We start from the raw sequence: 20682 nt of genomic DNA, 5'->3' as shown, positions 1-20682 counted from the left end.
GCTGAACGAGCGATCAACGAGGGTAAACCGTATGAAAATCATCAGCAAAGATCTGCGCGACGGTGAAAAACTGCCGGAGCGTCACGTTTTCAACGGCATGGGGTATCAGGGAGACAATATCTCCCCACACCTGGCATGGGATGAGGTTCCGGCAGGCACCAAAAGCTTTGTCGTGACCTGCTACGACCCGGATGCGCCTACTGGCTCCGGCTGGTGGCACTGGATTGTGGCGAACCTGCCTGCCGACACGCGCGTCCTGCCGCAGGGTTCCGGTTCAGACCTGGTTGCCCTGCCTGAAGGTGCCATTCAGACGCGCACTGACTTCGGTAAAGCGGGCTACGGCGGCGCGGCGCCGCCAAAAGGGGAAACCCACCGCTATATCTTCACGGTGCACGCGCTGGATGTGGAGAAGATTGAGGTCGATGAAGGGGCGAGCGGCGCGATGGTCGGGTTTAACGTGCATTTCCATACGCTTGGCAGCGCGTCGATTACGGCGATGTATTCGTAATAGTGCGGGCTGATGCCCTCACCCCGGCCCTCTCCCACAGGGAGAGGGAGAAAACCTGGCAATTCCCTCTCCCTTTGGGAGAGGGTTAGGGTGAGGGGAAAAATCACAGCACCGAAGGTAACAGCCCCACCAGCCGCCCCTCTTCCAGAAGCTGCATCGCCTTATCAATATCCGGCGCAAAGAAGCGGTCGTCATCGTAATGCGATACATGCTCGCGCAGCGCATGACGCGCCTGCTCCAGCAGCGGGCTGGATTTTAGCCCTTCACGCAGATCGATACCCTGACTTGCCGCCAGCCATTCCACCGCCAGCACGCCGCGGGTGTTGGAGGCCATTTCCCAGAGACGACGCCCGGCAGCCGGTGCCATCGAAACGTGATCTTCCTGGTTTGCAGACGTTGGCAGGCTGTCCACGCTGTGCGGGTGCGACAGGGCTTTGTTCTCGCTTGCCAGCGCTGCGGCCGTCACCTGAGCAATCATAAAGCCCGAGTTGACCCCGCCGTTACGCACCAGGAACGGTGGCAGCTGGGACATATGTTTATCCATCATCAGCGCGATACGGCGCTCGGACAACGCGCCGACTTCGGCAATCGCCAGGGCGATATTATCCGCCGCCATCGCTACCGGCTCGGCGTGGAAGTTACCGCCGGAGACCACCTCGTTTTCCTGAGCGAACACCAGCGGGTTATCGGACACCGCGTTGGCCTCCACCAGCAGCACCTCCGCCGCCTGGCGCAGCTGCGTCAGGCACGCGCCCATCACCTGCGGCTGGCAGCGCAGGGAATACGGATCCTGCACCTTTTCGCAGTTATGGTGTGAATCGGCAATTTCGCTGGTGTCGGTAAGCACGTGACGGTACATCGCGGCGGCATCAATCTGCCCACGCTGACCGCGCACCTCGTGGATGCGGGCATCGAACGGGCGACGCGAGCCCAGCACGGCTTCGGTGGTCAGCGCGCCGCACACCACCGCAGAGGCAAACAGATCTTCCGCTTCAAACAGGCCGCGCAGCGCGAAGGCGGTCGATGCCTGCGTGCCGTTCAGCAGCGCCAGCCCCTCTTTCGCCGCCAGCGTAATGGGCGTTAAGCCGGCTTTTTTCAGCGCCTCTTTCGCAGGCAGCCACTCGCCCTGCCAGCGCGCTTTGCCTTCGCCCAGCAGCAGCAGCGACATGTGCGCCAGCGGGGCAAGATCGCCGGATGCCCCAACAGAGCCTTTTGCCGGGATCCACGGATAGACTTCCGCATTGACCAGCGCCATCAGCGCCTGAATCACGCTCAGGCGAATGCCGGAAAAGCCGCGCGCCAGGCTGTTGATTTTGAGCACCATCATCAGACGGACAATCTCATCGTCAAGCGGCTGGCCGACGCCCGCCGCGTGCGACAGCACCAGCGAACGCTGTAAGTTTTCCAGATCGTGCGTCGCGATGCGGGTCTGTGCCAGCAGCCCAAAGCCGGTGTTAATCCCGTAAGCCGTGCGCCCTTCGGCCACAATGGCTTCCACACAGGCAACGCTGTCATTAATGGCCGCGTGCGCGCTTTCATCAAGCGAAAGGGTGACCGGTTTACGCCAGACGTTACGCAGCTGTTTGAGCGTCAGCGAGCCGGGAGTGAGTGTTAATGCGTTCATTCATGCTTTCCTTGTGTGGCAGGGATCATCGGCAGGTTAAGGCCCTGCTCTTTGGCACAGTCAATGGCAATCTCATAACCCGCATCCGCGTGACGCATCACGCCGGTTGCCGGGTCGTTGTGGAGTACGCGAGCGATACGCGCGGCGGCTTCATCGGTTCCGTCGCAGACGATGACCATCCCGGAATGCTGGGAGAAGCCCATCCCCACGCCGCCGCCGTGGTGCAGCGATACCCAGGTCGCGCCGCTGGCGGTATTGAGCAGAGCGTTCAGCAATGGCCAGTCGGAGACCGCATCCGAGCCGTCGCGCATGGCTTCGGTTTCGCGGTTCGGGCTGGCGACGGAGCCGGAGTCCAGGTGGTCGCGGCCAATGACGATCGGCGCGGAAACTTCACCGCTGCGCACCATTTCGTTGAAGGCCAGACCGAGTTTTTGCCGCCACTCCAGCCCTACCCAGCAGATACGCGCCGGCAGGCCCTGGAAGTTAATGCGCTCGCGGGCCATATCCAGCCAGCGGTGCAGGTGTTCGTCATCGGCGACGATCTCCTTCACTTTGGCGTCGGTTTTGTAGATATCCTCCGGGTCACCGGACAGGGCAACCCAGCGGAACGGACCGATGCCGCGGCAGAACAGCGGGCGAATATAGGCAGGAACGAAGCCCGGGAAGTCGAAGGCGTTATTCACGCCCATCTCTTTCGCCATCTGGCGAATGTTGTTGCCGTAATCAAAGGTCGGGATCCCCATCTGGCTGAAGGCCAGCATCGCGGAGACGTGTTCCGCCATGGAGCGTTTCGCGGCAAGCACCGTGCCTTCCGGATCGGTTTCCGCTTTTTGCTGATAGTCTTCCCACGTCCAGCCTTTTGGCAGGTAACCGTGCAGCGGGTCATGGGCGCTGGTCTGGTCGGTCACGAGATCCGGGCGTACGCCGCGGGCGACGAGCTGCGGGAGAATGTCCGCCGCGTTGCCGCACAGGGCAATCGACACCGCTTTGCCTTCAGACGTGTATTTTTTGATGCGCGCCAGCGCATCGTCCAGATCGGTTGCCTGTTCGTCGACGTAACGGGTACGCAGACGGAAATCAATGCGGCTCTGCTGGCACTCAATGTTCAGCGAGCACGCGCCGGCAAGCGTGGCGGCCAGCGGCTGCGCGCCGCCCATCCCACCGAGACCCGCGGTCAGTACCCAGCGGCCTTTCAGCGAACCGTTATAGTGCTGGCGACCGGCTTCCACGAAGGTTTCGTAGGTGCCCTGCACAATCCCCTGACTGCCGATATAGATCCAGCTACCCGCGGTCATCTGGCCATACATCGCCAGCCCTTTCGCGTCCAGTTCGTTGAAGTGTTCCCAGGTGGCCCAGTGCGGCACGAGGTTAGAGTTAGCGATCAGCACGCGCGGCGCGTTTTTGTGCGTTTTGAACACGCCCACCGGCTTGCCGGACTGCACCAGCAGGGTTTCGTCGTGTTCGAGTTCGGTCAGGGATTTTACAATTGCGTCATAGCATTCCCAGTTGCGCGCGGCGCGGCCTATGCCGCCGTAGACCACCAGCTCGTGGGGGTTCTCCGCCACCTCAGGATCAAGGTTGTTCATCAACATACGCAGCGGGGCTTCGGTGAGCCAGCTTTTGGCGGTGAGAGTGGTGCCGCGCGCGGCGCGGACATCCTGCTGGCGGTATTTACCTGACGACATTGTGTGCTCCTCATACGGGACAGTGATGCATTTAGATATACTTGTATAGACAAGCACACACAAGGTCGGATTTAACAAAAAAGATACAATTTTGTTATATTGCGTTAGCTATCACGCTTTTAAAACTTATGACATAAAGTGGCCCTGCAGCCGGTAACGGTTCCCCGGGAAAAGCAGTCGGGCATGCGACACGATGTGCGACGAGGACCAGGTCCGACGGCGAATTAGCAGGCACGGATCGTGCTCTTTAATGCGCAGCCGCTCGCACTCCTGCGGCGTGGCGCGCACGGCCTCCACAATGTGCTCCCCTTCCGTCAACGGTGCGACGAGCGAGAGATAGGCGTGCGGGGTGGTCTGGGTGTAATCCTGGTTCAGATAGTCCGGTATCCGTTCAGCGTTCACGCAGCGATCTTCAATCTGCACCGGAATGTCGTTCTCAAAATGCACCATAACCGAGTGGAAGATCCGGCTACCTTCTTTGACGTTCAGCTCTACCGCCTGCTCGGCGCTGGCCTGGGTCTCTTCGAGCACCAGTACCTCACAGCGGTGCTGGTGATTACGCGAGGTTATCTCATCGGCAATACTGCGGATTTCAAACAGGGCAGATTGCCCTTTCGGTTCCGCCACAAATGTCCCCACGCCCTGCAGGCGCACCAGAAGCCCTTCGTCGGTCAGCTCGCGCAGCGCCCGATTGACGGTCATCCGGCTAAAACCGAACTGCGCCACCAGCTCGGCCTCCGAGGGAATGCGATCGTGCGGCCGCCAGACGCCGGTGGCGATTTTTTCGCTGATCGCCTGCTTCACCTTTTCGTAGAAAGGCGCGGGAGGGCTCGACTGCGGCAGAGGTGAGCGTGAAAACATCGTAACTCCTTGAATAGTGTTATGCCCACCAGTGAGCAATTTGCCAGGCCAGACGGGCGGCAAGCTTTGCGCCCTGTCCGTCCCGATCGTACAGCGGGTTAAACTCTACCAGATCGGCGGCCTGTAGCTTACCGCTACGGCAGATTTGTTCGATAACCGGCAGAAGATCCAGCGCCGGTATGCCTAACGCAGCCGGAGCGGAAACGGCAGGCATTTCGCTGGCGGGCAGGACGTCCAGATCGATCGTCAGGTAGATACGGTCAGCCTGCGCCAGCACTTTTTCCAGCGAAGATAGCGCATCGCGCCTGAAATGGAGATCTTCCACCAGCGTGACGTTCAGGCGTTCAGCCTCATCCCACAGCGCCTGCGTGTTCGCCGCCCGGCTCACGCCAAAGCAGGCGTACTGAAATGCCCGCCCGCGCTCATCGCAGTAATGCGCCAGCTGACGAAACGGGGTGCCGGACGTGGCATGGTCGGCCTTGCGCAGGTCAAGATGCGCATCAAGATTGATCACCGCCACGCGCTCGTTAGGGAACGCGTCAAGAACGCCCCGACCGTGCGCCCAGGCGGTTTCGTGCCCACCGCCAAAGACCAGCGTACGCATCCCGGACTGCTGACAGGCCGTGACGGCATCGCTTAAAGCCTGCTGTGCCGCTTCCAGCTCGTCGCCTTCAACGTAAACCGAGCCCATATCCGCCAGCCGTTCGTGCCCCTGATGGCTTGCCATATTCGCCAGCGCTTTTCGCAGCATATCCGGCGCCTGCACGGCGCCGGGCCTGCCCTGATTGCGTTTTACGCCTGCATCACATTCAAAGCCTATCAGCGCGATGCCGGATGAAAGCGGCGTGAACTGCCCCTGCTGCTTTATCGTCTGGAAAATGCGCGTCGCATTGCTGGCCTCGGCGCTGTCGTCGCGCCCCTGCCAGACCGTTTCGGCTACGGGCCGCCATAACCTCATACTGCCTCCCCACGGAAAATACGTTGATACAGCGGATTGCCTCCCGGCTCGTAGACCATCTCAACCGGATGGTGAGCATCCCAGACGATAAAATCGGCGACAAACCCGGCCCGCAGCTGTCCGTGAGTTGCGCCACGCCCCAGCGCCTGCGCCGCGTGTCGCGTCACGCCAGCCCAGGCCTCTTCCGGCGTCAGGCCAAACTGGACGCAGGCCATGTTCATCGCCAGGTGCAGGCTGGCAAACGGGCTGGTGCCGGGGTTGTAGTCGGTGGCGACCGCCATCGGGACACCCTGTTTTCTGAGCTGTTCAACCGGCGGACGCTGGCGCTCCTGCAGAAAATAGAACGCCCCCGGCAACAGGACCGCAACCGTGCCGCTTTCCGCCATCGCCTGAACGCCTGCGTCGTCAAGATATTCGATATGATCGGCGGAGAGTCCCTTATACCGGCTGACCAGCGCCGCACCGCCCTGATTCGACAGCTGTTCGACATGTCCTTTCACCGGGATGCCGAGCGCGGTTGCCGCCTGAAAGAGGCGCTCGGTTTGCGACGGGGTAAAGCCGACGTTTTCGCAGAACACGTCTACTGCTTCATATAACTCTTTTTGCCACAGCGCGGGCAATATCTGCTCACAGACAAGCGTGATATACGCATCTGGATCCTGTCGGTATTCCGGCGGAACCGCATGGGCCGCCAGCAGCGTTGGGCTGATATCGATCGGATTATTGAGGCTCAGCTGACGGGCAACCTGCAGCATCTTCTCTTCGGCCTCGGGGTTTAGACCGTATCCCGACTTGATTTCAACCGTAGTGACGCCTTCATTCATCAGTCGCTGAAGCCGCTGCTGCGCCAGCTTAAGCAGGGTTTCGGGTGAGCTGCTGCGCGTCGCCGTCACGGTCGCGTTAATCCCGCCCCCCTGGGCGCTGATGGTTTGATAAGAGACGCCGTTCAGACGCTGCTCCCACTCCGCCGCGCGATCGCCGCCAAACACCAGGTGGGTATGGCAGTCAATCAGGCCAGGCGTGACCAGACGCCCCTGGAGATCGACACAGTGAGGGTGTCCGGCAGGAATGTCAGATTCAGGGATCACGGCCAGAAGGGTGTGGCCGCGCACGACCAGGGCATGTTGCTCTTTCAGTCCATAGGGCGCAGAGACGTCCGGCACCATCGTAGCCAGTCGCGCATTTCGCCATATTACATCGTCGGGATGAATCTGCTGCATGGGCATTCCACTTGTCATGGGTTGTATAGACATTTATTTTCATCTGTTGCCTGCTGTCAACCGACTTTGCGGAAAATGTTATTTATTTGTGATCACTTACCTGCCGCTCCGGGGCTAAAAATGCAACTTTTACCCTTTTTATCTTCCCGTTTCGCTCAACTTAGTATAAAAAAGCAGGCTATTTCGTCTATCCCGTAAAGACTTGCATACCCAGGAGCTTCACCTTGAACATTTCCAGGATTTCCCGTCTGGCGTTAGCACTCGCCTTTGGCGTGACCTTATCCGCATGCAGTTCAACCCCACCGGATCAGCGACCTTCTGAGCAGGTTGCGCCCGGTACCGCCTCCCGCCCGATTTTGTCCGCTGATGAAGCGAAGAACTTCGATCGTGCGCACTACTTCTCAGCGATGGATCCTAACGCTGCACCGTGGACACCGTCGTCTATTAACCTGCCTAAACAGCCTGACTTCGTGGTAGGCCCGGCGGGTGCACAGGGCGTAACGCATACCTCTATTCAGGCTGCGGTTGATGCTGCCATCACTAAACACAGCGCGTCTCGCCAGTACATCGCGATCCTGCCAGGTGAATATGAAGGCACCGTGTATGTTCCGGCCGCACCAGGCAGCATTACGCTTTACGGTCTGGGCGAAAAAGCTATCGACGTAAAAATTGGCCTGGCGATTGATTCCGAAATCGACAGCAACACCTGGCGTCACCTGGTGAACCCGGCCGGTAAATATATGCCGGGTAAACCAGCGTGGTACATGTTTGATAACTGCCAGAGTAAGCGTTCCGCCACCATTGGCGTGATGTGCTCAGCGGTGTTCTGGTCTCAGAATAACGGTCTGCAGCTGCAGAACCTGACCATCCAGAATACCCTGGGCGACAGCGTTGATGCCGGTAACCACCAGGCCGTTGCGCTGCGTAGCGATGGTGACCAGGTGCAGATTAACAACGTCAACATTCTGGGCCGTCAGAATACCTTCTTCGTGACCAACAGCGGCGTGCAGAACGCCCTGCAGAATAACCGCCTGACCCGTACCCTGGTGACCAACAGCTACGTTGAAGGTGACGTGGATCTGGTGTCCGGTCGCGGCGCGGTGGTGTTTGATAACACCGATTTCCGCGTGGTGAACTCACGTACTCAGCAGGAAGGTTACGTGTTTGCTCCGGCAACCCAGTCTAACCTCTTCTACGGCTTCCTGGCCGTGAACAGCCGCTTTAATGCTGCCGGTGACGGCGTGGCGCAGCTGGGACGTTCCCTGGACGTGGACTCTGCCACTAACGGCCAGGTCGTGATCCGCGACAGCGTGATCAACGAAGGCTTCAACATGGCGAAGCCGTGGGCTGATGCAGCAATCTCCAAACGTCCGTTCTCCGGCAATACCGGTGCGATGGATGATAAAGGGAACGTGCAGCGCAACCTGAACGACGCTAACTTCAACCGCATGTGGGAATACAACAACCGCGGTCTGGGTAGCAAAGTGGTTGCTGAGCCGAAGCAGTAATAAGATGAGAGTAAAAGGGGGAGTTTAATCCCCCTTTTTACTGCGACTGAATGCGTCAGGCTCCAAACTTAAGATACGCATCCAATAGTTGCATAATCGCAACCATGAGTTGCAGGAACAGAATTGCCCATTCCACACCGCTCATACGCCACTCCTTTGGTATAGAGCACTTCTCCCCTGATTTACCTTTCCGCGGCCTGTCACCAGAGGTGTGTTGGTTATGTTTTGATGTGCTCCGCAGTTTAGGCACTGTCGGCACCACCCGACAGCCAGGACTGAATACGGATCCTGAATTGCGGAACTGCAACACATCAAGCCAACGGACAGAATGATATCAAATCACTACTGTACATAAAAACAGATAAGGTCAGTTTAGGAATTTATAAAGAAAACGCCTCTAAACAACTGATTATTTTAAAAATAACAACCGATAATCATTCTGTGTTCTTTGTCCTTCGTTGACGATGCGTTTACTTCACCTTGAGTCGACATTATGATGACCATGTTGGTTACGTTTTGATGTGCTCACCCGGCAACCACCGGGCATAAAAAAACCTCGCGTTCGCGAGGTTTTTTGTTTTAAGCCGCTTAGTGAGCGTTAACCACGACCCACATTGGCCCCTGTCCGACGGCGTAACGTCCTTTCTCTTCCAGCAGACCCTGCTCGCCTTTAATTTCATACAGCGCGATGTGGTGGGATTTCTGCCCCGCTGCAATCAGGTATTTACCGCTGTGATCGATATTAAAGCCGCGCGGCTGGGTTTCCGTTGGCTGGAAGCCTTCAACCGCCAGCACGCTGCCGTCTTCAGAAACGCTAAACACGGTAATCAGGCTGGAGGTACGGTCACAGGCGTACAGATGGCGGCCATCTGGCGTAATGTGGATATCCGCCGCCCAGCGGGTGTCGGAGAAGTCAGGCGGCATCATGTCCAGCGTCTGCACGCACTCAATCTGGCCGTTAGGATCTTTCAGCTCCCAGACGTCCACTGAGCTGTTCAGTTCATTAACCACGTAGGCGTACTGCTGGTTCGGATGGAAGACCATATGGCGCGGACCCGCGCCTTCAACGGTAGTCACTTCGGCAGGATTCTGCGCCACCAGGTGACCATCGTCGCTCAGGGTGAACAGGCAGATACGATCCTGCTTCAGCGCAGGCACCCACAGCGTGCGGTTATCCGGCGTGATATTCGCCGAGTGGCAGCCTTCAAGCCCTTCCACCACATCCACGGTTTCGACCGGAATGCCATTTTCCAGACGCGTTACGCTGACGCAGCCCGCGTTATAAGAGCCGCTGAAGACAAAATTGCCTTTACGATCGGTAGAGATATGGGTTGGGCTGCCCGGCAGCGGGGCTTCGGCAGTGTACGTCAGCGCGCCATCGTCCGGAGAAATGCGATAGGCCAGCACGCGGAACTCCGGGCGCACACCCACGTACAAGAAACGTTTATCCGGGCTGATGACCATCGGTTGCACCTGGCCTGGCACATCAACAACCTGCACCAGCGTGAGTGTCCCTTCGGTATTTAAACGCCAGACGTGGATCTGCTGGCTTTCAGGACTGGCGGTATAAACGGTTTGTTTCATGAATATTCACTCCTCACTGCGCATGAAAGTAGTTAACTTTTGACGGTGAATGCTGAATTGTCGACAGGAGTTTTGAAGCATTCGCCTCTCGGTGTACCATCCCATCAAAACGTAAATTCAATATTAACCCGGGAAAACAGATGACCTCGCGTGTGATTGCTCTGGATTTAGACGGTACCTTACTGACGCCGCAAAAAACCCTTCTTCCCTCTTCTCTGGAAGCGCTTAAACGCGCACAGGAAGCGGGATATCAACTCCTTATCGTAACGGGTCGACATCACGTTGCCATTCACCCTTTTTATCAGGCACTGGCGTTAGATACACCTGCAATTTGTTGTAATGGCACCTATTTGTATGATTATCAGGCAAAAAAGGTTTTAGCATCCGACCCGCTGCCGGTTCCCCAGGCGCTGCAACTGATTGATCTGCTGGATGAGCATGCCGTTCACGGTCTGATGTACGTAGATAATGCGATGGTGTATGAGCGCCCTACCGGCCATGTGGTGCGCACCAGCAACTGGGCGTTGTCCCTGCCTGAAGCGCAGCGTCCGGTCTTTACCCAGGTTTCCTCCCTGCGTCAGGCGGCCCAGGACGTTGAGGCTATCTGGAAATTCGCCCTGACGGATGAAGACACCACCAAACTGAATGCCTTCGCAAAACACGTGGAACAGACGCTGGGTCTGGAGTGCGAATGGTCCTGGCACGATCAGGTGGATATTGCCCGCAAAGGCAACAGCAAAGGCAAACGGCTGACGCAGTACGTGGAATCGCAGGGCGGGTCAATGCAGGACGTGATCGCCTTCGGTGACAACTACAACGACATCAGCATGCTGGAAGCCGCCGGTACCGGCGTGGCGATGGGCAATGCCGACGACGCGGTCAAAGCGCGTGCTAACGTGGTGATCGGCGACAACACCACCGACAGCATCGCGCAGTACATTTATACCCACCTGCTGTAATCAGGCGGTGATCGAGACACTCTTGATTTGCGCGTAAAGCCACAGGCCGGGTTTGATCCCTAACTCATCCCTGGCCCACGGGCTGATGCGCGCCCAGAGCGTTCTGCTTCCCACTTCAAGCTTCACTTCCACCTGCCCGTTATCATCAAAACACTCCGCGACTTTGGCGCGCAGAATATTTCGAATACTGGTTTGCAGCGGCGGTTGCAGCACCAGCGAGACGTCCGACGCCTGAATGCGAATTCGCAGTACGGACTGTAACGGTTTATCAATCTTATTGACCCAAAGATGCTGGTCACCCAGCGCCAGGGCGGTCATCGCATAGTGCGGGTGGTGTTCCAGCACGCTCACTTTCAGGATGCTGCTCTGCTGTTCCCGGGGTAACCACGGGTGCATTACGCTGCTGCCCCACACCTCTTCCAGGTTGCCGAAGGCCTTGACGCGACCCTCTTCCAGCACCAGCACCTTATCGGCCAGGTGGAGGATCTCATCCAGCGAATGGCTGACGTAGAGCATCGGAATATTAATCTCGCGCGTCAGCCGCTGTAGATAAGGCAGAAGTTCGCGTTTACGCGGAATATCCAGCGAGGCCAGCGGTTCGTCGAGCAGCAGCAGTTCGGGCGCGGTCAGCAACGCGCGGCCAATGGCCACGCGCTGCTTTTCTCCGCCGGAAAGCGAGGAAGGCAGCCTGTCGAGCAGAGGTTCAATGCCTAGAAGCGTTACCAGCTTCTCAAACTGCGAAGCCATGCTTTTCGCCATGCCGTAACGCAGATTGCCGCGCACGCTGTAGTGCGGGAATAAGCGCGCGTCCTGGAAAACATAGCCGATGCGGCGCTTATCCGGCGAGAGGTAAACCTTATTCTCCACGTCATTCAGGACGCGGTCATTCAGGACAATACGGCCTGACTGCGGGCGGGTCAGACCGCTGATGGCATTAATCAGCGACGTTTTTCCCGCCCCCGACACGCCAAAGATGGCGGTGATGCCGCTTGCCGGCAGCGTCTCGTTAAGCGTCAGGGTATGGTTTCCCAGCGTCTGGGTGAAATGGAGTTCCAGCATGCTTATTTCCCCATTCGCTCGCGGCTGAGCCGCGCCAGCCATTCAGACACCATTAGCGATGCCAGCGCCAGCACGATTGAAATAATACACAGCCGCGCCGCCGCGCCTTCACCGCCCGGCGTTTGAATCAGGGTATACATCGCAGACGGGATGGTTCGCGTCTCGCCGGGGATGTTCGACACAAACGTGATGGTCGCGCCAAACTCGCCCAGCGAACGGGCGAAGGCCAGCACCGTGCCAACAATAATGCCGGGTAACGTCAGGGGTAGCGTGATGGTGAAAAAGACGCGCCAGCGGCCTGCCCCCAGCGTGCGGGCCGCCTGTTCGAGCTTCATGTCCACGCCTTCCAGCGCGAGGCGGATCGCCCTCACCATCAGCGGGAATGACATCACCGCCGCCGCCAGTACCGCACCGCGCCAGCTAAACGCAAACGTCAGCCCAAACCAGTCGTAGAGCTTCTCGCCGATAAAACCGCGCCGCCCCATCGAAATCAGCAGCAGGTAACCGACCACCACGGGCGGCAACACGAGCGGAAGATGAAGCACGCTGTCGAGCAGCGCTTTGCCGGGAAACTGACAGCGAACCAGTAACCAGGCAAAGAAGATCCCAAAGGGCAAACTCAGCGCAACCGCCAGGGAAGAGACTTTAAGGCTCAGCAGAACAGCCTGCCATTCAGGATCGGTCAATATCATCAGTGAGTCGTAAATCCGTAACGTTTAAAGATTGCGGACGCTTCCGGCCCCTTCAGGTAATCGCGGAAGGCCGTCACAGTCGCATTTTTATGTCCATCAACAATCGCAACAGGATATTCCACTTTCTTGTGGGAGTCTTCCGGGAACGTTGCGACCACTTTTACACCTTTACTGGCAACCGCATCAGAGCCATACACAATGCCCAGCGGGGCTTCGTTGCGTTCCACCAGTGCCAGCGCGCCGCGGACATCTTCCGCCGGAGCCAGCTTCGGCGACAATGTCTCCCATGCGCCCAGCTTTTGCAGCGCTTCTTTGGCATAAATACCGGCCGGAACGTGCTCCGGATCGCCCACCGCCAGACGGCCACCGTTCAGCAGGCTCGTCCAGTTGGTCTCTTTGTTGATGGTAATGTCCGCCTGGGCGCTGGCTTTTGGCGCCACGACAACCAGGCTATTCCCCAGCAGCGTTTCGCGGGTTGCCGCATCAATCGCTTTCTTCTCCACCGCGTAATCCATCCACTTTTGATCGGCAGAGATGAACAGATCCGCCGGTGCGCCCGCTTCTATCTGGCGCGCCAGCGTCGAGGAAGAGGCAAAAGAGGAGACCACCTCGACGTTTTTCTCTTTTTTATACGCCGCCGCGATATCCTGCAGCGCGTTGGTCAGCGACGCCGCCGCAAAGACCGTGATTTTACCGTCGTCCGCCAGCGCGTGGCCGGTAAGTGAAAGCGTCAGCGTTGCCCCTGCGAAAAGGGGTACCCAGGTACGTGCCATTTTTAACTCCTGTGAGTAGCGTTATATACATATTAATATAACGGTAACGTCAGGGAGATCCCAGCGTTAAATCGTACCGCTGAAGAGGTAAACAGGTGTGATACGTTAAATATTATCGGCGAAAACGGGAAAATCTTGAGAGCAAAACGCCCGGGCAAGCCGGGCGTTTTGTGGGGAATCAATGCTGCTTTTTAGCCTGGTCTCTGTGACCAATGTTCGAAAAGACGTTGAACACTTCACCCAGGCCGTAGATGGCACCGAGGATGATGGCCATCACTACTGGTACCATGATCACGGCGAATACCAGACTTTTCAACAACTCTAACATGGTTTTCTCCAGATATTGTGAATAGCTTATTCTACCCTTTCAAGTGAGAAAAACATCCCCTTTTGTGCGGTACTCTTTGCGCCCTGCACCATTTGGGTCACAATACTCTTTTTGCCAGGACACTGTTATGCAGGCCGAAATTCTTCTCACACTCCGACTTCAGCAAAAGCTTTTCGCCGATCCGCGACGTATCGCCCTGCTTAAACAAATAGAACAAACAGGCTCGATTAGCCAGGGGGCGAAAAACGCGGGCATCAGCTATAAAAGCGCCTGGGACGCCATCAACGAGATGAACACCCTGAGCGAACAGCCGCTGGTAGACAGAGCCACGGGCGGCAAAGGCGGCGGCGGTGCAATCGTGACACGTTACGGTCAGCGCCTTATTCAGCTTTACGATCTGCTGGCCCGAATCCAGCAAAAAGCGTTTGATGTGTTGAGCGACGACGACGACGTTCCGCTGGACAGTTTGCTGGCCGCCATTTCCCGCTTCTCATTACAAACCAGCGCCCGCAACCAGTGGTTTGGCACGGTGACGGCGCGCGATAATCTGCAGGTACAGCAGCATATTGAAATCCTGCTTGCCGATGGCACTACCCGTCTGAAAGCCGCCATAACGGCGCAGAGTGCAGAGCGCCTTGAGCTGGACGAAGGGAAAGAGGTGCTGGTGCTGCTGAAAGCACCGTGGGTCAATATCACGCGCGATCCCGACACCGCAAAGGCAGCAGATAACCAGCTGCAGGGCGCAATTAGCCATATCGAACGCGGCCAGGCGCAGTGCGAAGTGCTGATGACCCTGGCAGACGGGCAACGGCTTTGCGCGACAATACCGCTTAGCGAGGCGGACGGTTTAGAAGAAGGTACTGTCGTCACCGCCTGGTTCAACGCAGATCGGGTGATTATCGCCACATTGTGCTGAGCACATTGACAATCGCGCCGACAGTGCGTATCCCTGATATCTATTGCTGCAAAAACAGGGATAAATCATGTCATCATTGCATATTTCGCAAGGCACGTTTCGTCTTAGCGATACCCGAACGCTGACGATTGCTGATTTGACAATACGCGCAGGTGAAAGCTGGGCGTTTGTCGGCACTAACGGCAGCGGTAAATCTGCGCTGGCCCGCGCGCTGGCCGGCGAGCTCAACCTCCTCAAGGGCGAATACCAGAGCACCTTTACGCGCCTGACGCGCCTGTCGTTTGAACAACTGCAAAAGCTGGTCAGCGACGAGTGGCAGCGCAACAACACCGATTTACTCAGCCCTGGCGAAGACGATACCGGCCGTACGACGGCAGAAATTATTCAGGATGAGGTAAAAGACCCCGCCCGCTGTCAGCGCCTGGCAGAACGGTTCGGTATCACCGCCCTGCTGAACCGGCGCTTTAAATACCTTTCGACCGGCGAGACGCGGAAAACGCTGCTTTGTCAGGCGCTGATGAGCGAGCCTGACCTTCTTATTCTGGACGAACCGTTCGACGGTCTTGACGTGCAGTCCCGTGCGCAGCTTGCTGCTCTGCTGGAGTCGCTTAATCGGCAGGGATATACCCTGGTGCTGGTACTTAACCGCTTCGATGAAATTCCGGACTTTATCCAGCACGCGGGCGTACTGGCCGACTGTAACCTGACCGAGACCGGCGAAAAAACCGCGCTGCTTAAGCAGGCGCTGATTGCCCAGCTCGCGCACAGCGAACAGCTTGATGGTATTACCCTTCCGGAACCCGACGCCCCGTCGGCCCGCCATGCGCTTGACTCCCACCAGCCGCGCATCGTGCTGCGGGATGGGATGGTCTCTTATGACGATCGCCCGATTCTTAACCGCCTCAGCTGGACGGTCAATCCGGGCGAGCACTGGCAGATTGTCGGCCCTAACGGCGCGGGAAAATCCACGCTGCTGAGCCTCATCACCGGCGATCACCCGCAGGGCTATAGCAACGATCTGACGTTGTTCGGTCGGCGTCGCGGCAGCGGCGAAACCATCTGGGATATTAAAAAACATATCGGCTATGTCAGCAGCAGCCTGCATCTGGATTACCGGGTCAGTACCACGGTACGCAACGTGATCCTCTCCGGCTATTTTGATTCCATCGGTATTTATCAGGCGGTGTCGGACAAACAGCACAAGCTGGCCCAGCAGTGGCTGGATATCCTGGGCATGGACAACCGGGTCGCTGATGCACCGTTTCATAGTCTGTCGTGGGGGCAGCAGCGTCTGGCCCTGATCGTTCGCGCGCTGGTAAAACACCCTACGCTGCTGATCCTCGACGAACCGCTGCAGGGACTCGATCCGCTGAACCGACAGCTTATCCGCCGCTTTGTGGACGTGCTGATTAGCGAAGGTGAAACGCAGCTGCTTTTCGTTTCACACCATGCCGAAGATGCCCCCTCCTGCATCACCCATCGGCTGGAGTTTGTTCCGGACGGTGAGCAGTATCGTTATCTGCAAAGCAAAATCGATTAACCCCCGGAGGGCACCGCCCTCCGTTTTTCAGATAACCTGCACTAAGACATTGCTATCCCGTTGATCTACAATGCCCCACAGCGGCTGATAATCGGACTTTAAAAACAGTGTAAACGATTCCACTATTTTATCCCATGTCACACTTTTCGCGTCTCTGTTATGCTATGGTTATTACATACCATAAGCCCAATGGAGCGAAATATGCGAGTTCTGGTAACAGGTGGTAGCGGTTACATAGGTAGTCATACCTGCGTGCAACTGCTGCAAAACGGTCACGACGTCATCATCCTCGACAACCTGTGCAACAGTAAGCGCAGCGTGCTGCCTGTGATTGAACGTCTTGGCGGTAAACAACCGACTTTTGTAGAAGGCGACATCCGCAACGAAGCGCTGATGACCGAGATCCTTCACGACCACGCCATCGAAGCGGTGATCCACTTCGCAGGTCTGAAAGCGGTCGGTGAATCCGTTGCGAAACCGCTCGAGTATTACGACAACAACGTCAACGGTACTCTGCGTCTCATCTCCGCCATGCGTGCGGCCAACGTCAAAAACTTCATCTTTAGCTCTTCGGCTACCGTCTACGGCGATCAGCCCAAAATCCCTTACGTTGAAAGCTTCCCAACCGGGACACCGCAAAGTCCGTACGGCAAAAGCAAACTGATGGTGGAGCAGATCCTGACCGACCTGCAAAAAGCGCAGCCGGAGTGGAGCATCGCGCTGCTGCGCTACTTCAACCCGGTCGGCGCCCATCCGTCCGGCGATATGGGTGAAGATCCGCAGGGCATCCCGAACAACCTGATGCCGTATATCGCGCAGGTTGCCGTGGGTCGCCGCGACTCGCTGGCGATTTTTGGCAATGACTACCCTACCCAAGACGGCACCGGCGTGCGTGACTACATCCACGTCATGGATCTGGCCGACGGCCACGTGGCGGCGATGCAGCAGCTGGCCAACAAGCCGGGCGTGCATATTTACAACCTCGGCGCCGGGGTCGGCAGCAGCGTGCTGGACGTGGTTAACGCCTTCAGCAAAGCCTGCGGTAAGCCGGTGAGCTACCACTTCGCACCGCGTCGTGATGGCGACCTGCCTGCTTACTGGGCCGATGCCACCAAAGCCGACAAAGAGCTTAACTGGCGTGTCACGCGCACGCTTGATGAAATGGCACAGGATACCTGGCACTGGCAGTCACGCCACCCGCAGGGCTATCCGGACTAAGGATCCGTCATGACGCAATTTAATCCCGTCGATCATCCGCATCGTCGTTTTAACCCGTTAAGCGGGCAATGGATTTTGGTTTCTCCGCATCGCGCCAAGCGCCCCTGGCAGGGGGCGCAGGAAACGCCTGCGAAACAAACGCTGCCACAGCACGACCCAGACTGCTTCCTCTGTCCGGGCAACACGCGCGTCACCGGGGATAAAAACCCGGACTACAAAGGCACCTTCGTCTTCACCAACGATTTTGCCGCCCTGATGACCGACACCCCGGACGCGCCGGAAAGCCACGACCCGCTGATGCGCTGCGAAAGCGCGCGCGGAACCAGCCGCGTGATCTGCTTCTCCCCCGATCACAGCAAAACGCTGCCGGAGCTGAGCGTGGAAGCGCTGAAAGAGGTGGTAAGCACCTGGCAGGCGCAAACCGCCGAGCTGGGTCAAACTTACCCGTGGGTGCAGGTGTTCGAAAACAAAGGCGCGGCTATGGGCTGCTCCAACCCGCATCCGCATGGCCAGGTCTGGGCGAACAGCTTCCTGCCTAACGAAGCCGAGCGTGAAGACCGTCTGCAAAAAGCGTATTACGCGGAAAACGGTTCCCCAATGCTGGTCGATTACACCCGCCGTGAGCTGGCCGACGGCAGCCGCACCGTGGTGGAAACCGAACACTGGCTGGCCGTCGTGCCTTACTGGGCTGCCTGGCCGTTTGAAACGCTGCTGCTGCCGAAAGCGCACGTACAGCGCATCACCGATCTCAGCGACGCGCAGCGTGACGACCTTGCTCTGGCGCTGAAAAAGCTGACCAGCCGTTACGACAACCTGTTCCAGTGCTCCTTCCCGTACTCCATGGGCTGGCACGGCGCCCCGTTTAACGGCGAAGAGAATCTACACTGGCAGCTGCACGCCCATTTCTATCCGCCGCTGCTGCGCTCTGCGACGGTGCGTAAATTTATGGTGGGCTATGAAATGCTGGCGGAAACCCAGCGTGACCTGACGGCGGAACAGGCGGCAGAACGTCTGCGTGCCGTTAGCGACGTCCACTATCGCGAATCAGGAGTCTAAAAAAATGAGTCTGAAAGATAAAACACAATCCCTGTTTGCTGAAAAATTTGGCTACCCTGCCACCCACGTTATCCAGGCCCCTGGCCGCGTCAACCTGATTGGTGAACACACCGACTATAACGACGGTTTCGTCCTGCCGTGCGCCATCGATTACCAGACGGTGATCAGCTGTGCGAAGCGCGACGACCGCCAGGTTCGCGTGATTGCAGCGGATTACGGTAATGAGACGGACGCGTTTTCCCTCGATGCCCCAATCGTGACGCACGACAGCCAGCAGTGGTCAAACTACGTGCGCGGCGTGGTGAAGCATCTACAGAAGCGTAACAAAAACTTTGGCGGCGCAGATTTAGTGATCAGCGGCAACGTGCCGCAGGGCGCGGGCTTAAGCTCCTCTGCGTCTCTGGAAGTCGCGGTGGGTACCGTGTTCCAGCAGCTTTATCATTTACCGCTGGATGGCGCGCAAATCGCCCTGAATGGTCAGGAAGCGGAAAACCAGTTCGTGGGCTGTAACTGCGGCATTATGGACCAGCTGATCTCCGCGCTGGGCAAAAAAGAACACGCGCTGCTGATCGACTGCCGCTCGCTGGGCACTAAAGCCGTTCCCCTGCCAAAAGGCGCGGCTGTGGTAATCATCAACAGCAACTTTAAGCGCACGCTGGTGGGCAGCGAGTACAACACCCGCCGCCAACAGTGCGAAACCGGTGCCCGCTTCTTCCAGCAGCCCGCCCTGCGCGACGTAACGCTCAATGAATTTAACAAAGTGGCGCACGAGCTGGATCCGGTCGTTGCCAGGCGCGTTCGTCACGTGCTGACGGAAAATGCCCGTACCGTTGAAGCCGCCTCCGCGCTGGCGAAAGGCGACCTGAAACGTATGGGTGAGCTGATGGCGGAATCTCACGCCTCCATGCGCGATGATTTTGAAATCACCGTTCCACAGATCGACACCCTTGTGGACATCGTCAAAGCCACCATCGGCGACAAAGGTGGCGTGCGCATGACGGGCGGCGGTTTTGGCGGCTGCGTCGTTGCGCTGGTGCCTGAAGAGCTGGTTCCTGCCGTACAGGATGCCGTGGCGAAGCAGTACGAAGCAAAAACAGGTATCAAAGAAACCTTCTATGTTTGCAAAGCATCACAAGGAGCCGGACAGTGCTAAACGAAACACCTACCCTTGCACCGGATGGTCTGCCGTATCGCCTGTTAACCCTGCGCAACAGCGCGGGGATGGTCGTTACGGTGATGGACTGGGGTGCTACCCTTCTTTCTGCCCGCGTACCGATGCCGGACGGCAGCGTACGCGAAACCCTGCTGGGCTGCGCCTCGCCTGAGCAGTACGTCAATCAGTCCGCCTATCTGGGCGCGTCCGTTGGGCGCTATGCGAACCGCATCGCGAAGAGCCGTTTTGAGCTCGACGGCGTGCAGTACGCCCTGCTTCCAAGCCAGGGTGAGAACCAGCTGCACGGCGGACCGGACGGATTTGATAAACGCCGCTGGAAGATTGTTCGTCAAAACGACGGGGAAGTGCTGTTCTCGCTGGATTCGCCTGACGGCGATCAGGGCTTCCCGGGGAATCTTATCGCGTCCGCGCGCTTTACGCTGACCGACGACAACCGTATCGCCATTGAATACCGTGCGACGGTCGACAAGCCGTGTCCGGTCAACCTGACCAATCACGCGTACTTTAATCTGGACGGTAACCAGTGCGACGTGCGTAACCACAGGCTGCAGATCCTGGCGGATGCCTGGCTGCCGGTTGACGAGATGGGCATTCCGCATCAGGGCCTCAAAGACGTGAGCGGCACCAGCTTTGACTTCCGCAGCGCGAAAACGATCGCCCAGGATTTCCTGAGCGATGACGATCAGCGCAAGGTGAAAGGCTACGACCACGCGTTCCTGCTACAGGCCAAAGGTGATGTGAAACAACCTGCCGCACAGGTCTGGTCTGCGGATGAGAAGCTGCAGATGACGGTGTATACCACTGCCCCTGCCCTGCAGTTCTACTCAGGTAACTATCTCGGCGGAACGACGGCGCGCGAACACGAAGAGTATAGCGACTGGCAAGGCCTGGCGCTGGAGAGCGAGTTCCTGCCGGACAGCCCGAACCATCCGGAATGGCCGCAGCCGGACTGCGTGCTGCGCCCGGGTGAAGAGTACGTTAGCGTCACAGAGTATCATTTCATTCCGCATTGATTTCCA

General features: G+C 57.8%; 20 protein-coding genes. 9 read left to right on the top strand and 11 right to left on the bottom strand.

Annotated elements, in window-relative coordinates:
• Positions 1 to 31 precede the first annotated feature (31 nt).
• Positions 32 to 508 carry a kinase inhibitor gene (locus GXP72_RS06640; RefSeq protein WP_024908770.1) on the top strand — a complete coding sequence of 159 codons (477 nt, stop codon included), beginning with the start codon at positions 32 to 34 and terminating at the stop codon, positions 506 to 508.
• 103 nt (positions 509 to 611) lie between these two features.
• Here GXP72_RS06640 and hutH read toward each other — a convergent pair whose 3' ends face one another.
• The 5 genes from hutH to hutI all read right to left on the bottom strand — a co-directional run bounded on the left by hutH (position 612) and on the right by hutI (position 6856).
• Positions 612 to 2132: a histidine ammonia-lyase gene (gene hutH, locus GXP72_RS06635; RefSeq protein ID WP_061715729.1), complete on the bottom strand. Its 1521-nt coding sequence runs from the start codon at positions 2130 to 2132 to the stop codon at positions 612 to 614.
• Positions 2129 to 3817, bottom strand: a complete 1689-nt coding sequence (gene hutU, locus GXP72_RS06630) for a urocanate hydratase (protein WP_208763633.1) — start codon at positions 3815 to 3817, stop codon at positions 2129 to 2131. Before hutU ends, hutH begins: the two co-directional genes overlap by 4 nt.
• 126 nt (positions 3818 to 3943) lie before the next feature.
• Positions 3944 to 4678 carry a histidine utilization repressor gene (locus GXP72_RS06625; RefSeq protein ID WP_024908773.1) on the bottom strand — a complete coding sequence of 245 codons (735 nt, stop codon included), beginning with the start codon at positions 4676 to 4678 and terminating at the stop codon, positions 3944 to 3946.
• A gap of 19 nt (positions 4679 to 4697) precedes the next feature.
• Positions 4698 to 5636, bottom strand: a complete 939-nt coding sequence (gene hutG / locus GXP72_RS06620) for a formimidoylglutamase (RefSeq protein ID WP_208763632.1) — start codon at positions 5634 to 5636, stop codon at positions 4698 to 4700.
• Positions 5633 to 6856 (bottom strand): imidazolonepropionase, encoded by a 1224-nt coding sequence (hutI, locus tag GXP72_RS06615; RefSeq protein WP_208763631.1) that lies wholly within the window; start codon positions 6854 to 6856, stop codon positions 5633 to 5635. The genes hutG and hutI overlap by 4 nt, the downstream gene beginning before the upstream one ends.
• Positions 6857 to 7080: 224 nt before the next feature.
• Between hutI and GXP72_RS06610 the strand changes: the two genes are divergently transcribed.
• Positions 7081 to 8364 carry a putative acyl-CoA thioester hydrolase gene (locus GXP72_RS06610; protein ID WP_024908776.1) on the top strand — a complete coding sequence of 428 codons (1284 nt, stop codon included), beginning with the start codon at positions 7081 to 7083 and terminating at the stop codon, positions 8362 to 8364.
• 55 nt (positions 8365 to 8419) lie between these two features.
• Here the strand turns inward: GXP72_RS06610 and tisB are convergent, their stop codons facing one another.
• Both tisB and pgl read right to left on the bottom strand, forming a co-directional pair.
• Complete coding sequence (tisB, locus tag GXP72_RS06605; RefSeq protein WP_023332440.1) at positions 8420 to 8509, bottom strand: type I toxin-antitoxin system toxin TisB; 90 nt, start codon at positions 8507 to 8509, stop codon at positions 8420 to 8422.
• Positions 8510 to 8952: 443 nt separating this feature from the next.
• Positions 8953 to 9948 carry a 6-phosphogluconolactonase gene (gene pgl / locus GXP72_RS06600; RefSeq protein WP_048992106.1) on the bottom strand — a complete coding sequence of 332 codons (996 nt, stop codon included), beginning with the start codon at positions 9946 to 9948 and terminating at the stop codon, positions 8953 to 8955.
• Positions 9949 to 10088: 140 nt separating this feature from the next.
• Here pgl and GXP72_RS06595 point away from each other — a divergent pair, with 140 nt between their 5' ends.
• Positions 10089 to 10907, top strand: coding sequence for a pyridoxal phosphatase (locus tag GXP72_RS06595; protein WP_048992107.1), 819 nt, complete (start codon positions 10089 to 10091; stop codon positions 10905 to 10907).
• On the opposite strand, the gene modC is transcribed toward GXP72_RS06595, so the two are convergent.
• The 4 genes from modC to GXP72_RS06575 all read right to left on the bottom strand — a co-directional run bounded on the left by modC (position 10908) and on the right by GXP72_RS06575 (position 13759).
• Entirely contained in the window at positions 10908 to 11966 is a 1059-nt protein-coding gene (gene modC / locus GXP72_RS06590; protein WP_048992108.1) for a molybdenum ABC transporter ATP-binding protein ModC, read from the bottom strand.
• Positions 11967 to 11968: 2 nt separating this feature from the next.
• Positions 11969 to 12658: a molybdate ABC transporter permease subunit gene (gene modB, locus GXP72_RS06585; RefSeq protein ID WP_061715733.1), complete on the bottom strand. Its 690-nt coding sequence runs from the start codon at positions 12656 to 12658 to the stop codon at positions 11969 to 11971.
• Positions 12658 to 13431 (bottom strand): molybdate ABC transporter substrate-binding protein, encoded by a 774-nt coding sequence (gene modA, locus GXP72_RS06580; protein ID WP_208763630.1) that lies wholly within the window; start codon positions 13429 to 13431, stop codon positions 12658 to 12660. The genes modB and modA overlap by 1 nt, the downstream gene beginning before the upstream one ends.
• 178 nt (positions 13432 to 13609) lie before the next feature.
• The gene (locus tag GXP72_RS06575) at positions 13610 to 13759 is read right to left on the bottom strand and encodes an AcrZ family multidrug efflux pump-associated protein (protein ID WP_008501118.1); all 150 of its coding nucleotides are present in this window, start codon (positions 13757 to 13759) and stop codon (positions 13610 to 13612) included.
• Between the two features lie 127 nt (positions 13760 to 13886).
• Here GXP72_RS06575 and modE point away from each other — a divergent pair, with 127 nt between their 5' ends.
• From modE to galM, 6 genes are all read left to right on the top strand, one after another.
• On the top strand, positions 13887 to 14675 hold the full coding sequence (modE, locus tag GXP72_RS06570; RefSeq protein ID WP_032649488.1) for a molybdenum-dependent transcriptional regulator: 789 nt from the start codon (positions 13887 to 13889) through the stop codon (positions 14673 to 14675).
• Positions 14676 to 14742: 67 nt separating this feature from the next.
• Positions 14743 to 16215 carry a molybdate ABC transporter ATP-binding protein ModF gene (gene modF / locus GXP72_RS06565; RefSeq protein ID WP_208763629.1) on the top strand — a complete coding sequence of 491 codons (1473 nt, stop codon included), beginning with the start codon at positions 14743 to 14745 and terminating at the stop codon, positions 16213 to 16215.
• Between the two features lie 201 nt (positions 16216 to 16416).
• Positions 16417 to 17433, top strand: coding sequence for a UDP-glucose 4-epimerase GalE (galE, locus tag GXP72_RS06560; protein ID WP_048992115.1), 1017 nt, complete (start codon positions 16417 to 16419; stop codon positions 17431 to 17433).
• 9 nt (positions 17434 to 17442) lie between these two features.
• A complete protein-coding gene (gene galT / locus GXP72_RS06555; protein WP_061715735.1) occupies positions 17443 to 18489 on the top strand; it encodes a galactose-1-phosphate uridylyltransferase in 1047 nt (348 codons plus the stop codon).
• Positions 18490 to 18493: 4 nt separating this feature from the next.
• Entirely contained in the window at positions 18494 to 19642 is a 1149-nt protein-coding gene (gene galK, locus GXP72_RS06550; protein ID WP_032649494.1) for a galactokinase, read from the top strand.
• On the top strand, positions 19636 to 20676 hold the full coding sequence (gene galM / locus GXP72_RS06545; RefSeq protein WP_048992120.1) for a galactose-1-epimerase: 1041 nt from the start codon (positions 19636 to 19638) through the stop codon (positions 20674 to 20676). Before galK ends, galM begins: the two co-directional genes overlap by 7 nt.
• The last annotated feature ends 6 nt before the right edge of the window (positions 20677 to 20682 follow it).

Source organism: Enterobacter sp. SES19, from assembly GCF_011765665.1.
Classification (GTDB): domain Bacteria; phylum Pseudomonadota; class Gammaproteobacteria; order Enterobacterales; family Enterobacteriaceae; genus Enterobacter; species Enterobacter pseudoroggenkampii.
The sequence above is the reverse complement of the archived record's forward strand: the minus strand, read 5'-3'. Positions and strand labels throughout refer to the sequence as shown.

Bases quoted from the DNA above. Each gene is read 5' to 3' on its own strand.
- GXP72_RS06640 (WP_024908770.1), top strand. From the start codon at position 32: ATGAAAATCATCAGCAAAGATCTGCGCGACGGTGAAAAACTGCCGGAG.
- hutH (WP_061715729.1), bottom strand. From the start codon at position 2,132: ATGAACGCATTAACACTCACTCCCGGCTCGCTGACGCTCAAACAGCTG.
- hutU (WP_208763633.1), bottom strand. From the start codon at position 3,817: ATGTCGTCAGGTAAATACCGCCAGCAGGATGTCCGCGCCGCGCGCGGC.
- GXP72_RS06625 (WP_024908773.1), bottom strand. From the start codon at position 4,678: ATGTTTTCACGCTCACCTCTGCCGCAGTCGAGCCCTCCCGCGCCTTTC.
- hutG (WP_208763632.1), bottom strand. From the start codon at position 5,636: ATGAGGTTATGGCGGCCCGTAGCCGAAACGGTCTGGCAGGGGCGCGAC.
- hutI (WP_208763631.1), bottom strand. From the start codon at position 6,856: ATGCAGCAGATTCATCCCGACGATGTAATATGGCGAAATGCGCGACTG.
- tisB (WP_023332440.1), bottom strand. From the start codon at position 8,509: ATGAGCGGTGTGGAATGGGCAATTCTGTTCCTGCAACTCATGGTTGCG.
- pgl (WP_048992106.1), bottom strand. From the start codon at position 9,948: ATGAAACAAACCGTTTATACCGCCAGTCCTGAAAGCCAGCAGATCCAC.
- GXP72_RS06595 (WP_048992107.1), top strand. From the start codon at position 10,089: ATGACCTCGCGTGTGATTGCTCTGGATTTAGACGGTACCTTACTGACG.
- modC (WP_048992108.1), bottom strand. From the start codon at position 11,966: ATGCTGGAACTCCATTTCACCCAGACGCTGGGAAACCATACCCTGACG.
- modB (WP_061715733.1), bottom strand. From the start codon at position 12,658: ATGATATTGACCGATCCTGAATGGCAGGCTGTTCTGCTGAGCCTTAAA.
- modA (WP_208763630.1), bottom strand. From the start codon at position 13,431: ATGGCACGTACCTGGGTACCCCTTTTCGCAGGGGCAACGCTGACGCTT.
- GXP72_RS06575 (WP_008501118.1), bottom strand. From the start codon at position 13,759: ATGTTAGAGTTGTTGAAAAGTCTGGTATTCGCCGTGATCATGGTACCA.
- modE (WP_032649488.1), top strand. From the start codon at position 13,887: ATGCAGGCCGAAATTCTTCTCACACTCCGACTTCAGCAAAAGCTTTTC.
- modF (WP_208763629.1), top strand. From the start codon at position 14,743: ATGTCATCATTGCATATTTCGCAAGGCACGTTTCGTCTTAGCGATACC.
- galE (WP_048992115.1), top strand. From the start codon at position 16,417: ATGCGAGTTCTGGTAACAGGTGGTAGCGGTTACATAGGTAGTCATACC.
- galT (WP_061715735.1), top strand. From the start codon at position 17,443: ATGACGCAATTTAATCCCGTCGATCATCCGCATCGTCGTTTTAACCCG.
- galK (WP_032649494.1), top strand. From the start codon at position 18,494: ATGAGTCTGAAAGATAAAACACAATCCCTGTTTGCTGAAAAATTTGGC.